The organism is Neisseria sp. GT4A_CT1 (genome assembly GCF_000227275.1).
GTDB lineage: Bacteria > Pseudomonadota > Gammaproteobacteria > Burkholderiales > Neisseriaceae > Neisseria.
The window spans coordinates 1-915 of the sequence record NZ_JH164992.1 but is presented as its reverse complement, the minus strand read 5'-3'; the positions used below and the strand labels follow the sequence as shown (position 1 = coordinate 915).

1 protein-coding gene is annotated in these 915 nt (G+C 51.8%); it reads left to right on the top strand.

Translation table 11 applies throughout. From position 1 onward, the window contains the following. Positions 1 to 378, top strand: a 378-nt coding sequence (locus HMPREF1028_RS12880) for a DDE-type integrase/transposase/recombinase (protein ID WP_009313203.1), incomplete at its 5' end; no start/stop codon positions are given. Positions 379 to 915: the final 537 nt, after the last annotated feature.

The following is a 915-nucleotide window of genomic DNA, read 5'->3' as shown; positions in this document are numbered from 1 at the left end:
ATGGGCGAGATATCGGAACACCTCCTCAAACGCCGGTTCAAAGCCCGAAAGCCCAACGAAAAATGGCTGACCGACGTTACCGAACTCAAAGGAAAAGACGGCAAACTGTACCTCTCGCCAATCTTGGACTTGTTCAACCGCGAGATCGTCGCCTACGCCATGAGCCGCAGAGCCGACAGCGAAATGGTAAAGGAAATGCTCGAAAAAGCCGCACCCCGTCTGACTGATAAAGGAACGATGCTGCATTCGGACCAAGGTGTGCTGTACCGTACGGCGGGTATAGGGAATTGCTTGCGGAGCATTCCATGGTTCAAAGCATGTCGCGAAAGGCGAACTGTTGGGACAATGCGCCGATGGAAAGCTTCTTTGCGGTGTTGAAGACGGAGTGTTTCTATAATGCAGGTGAATTGACGGTAGATGAATTGATGAAGCAGATAGATGACTATATGGATTACTACAACCGGGAGCGTTGCAGTTTGAAATTGAAAAAGCTGAGTCCTGTCGCATACAGAACCCAGCTTGCACAGAGCGCCTGAATAGGCTTTTATGAGTGTCCAAGATTTGGGGGCCAGTTCAAACCTGATTTTAAGGTTTTCAGACGACCTTTTCTTATGAACAAATCACGCCAAACACCCCACCGCCGTCATTCCCGCCCCCGCCTACGCGAGGACAGGCTACGGCGGGAATCTATTGGCAATCCTAAGAAACTGATGTTTGAAAAACAGTTGCTGAGATTTAAAAGTGGATTCCCGCCTGCGCGGGAATGACGGTAGTTGGGCAGAAATTTATGCTGCGACTTGCAGCCTGCCACCTCTCCCATCCGGCGGGAGAGGGCTGGGGAGAGGGTGGCTCTATGGGCGGCTGCACCAGTTTGATTTTGCCTAAAGCTGGGAAGCCACCCCATCCTCGCCGGAC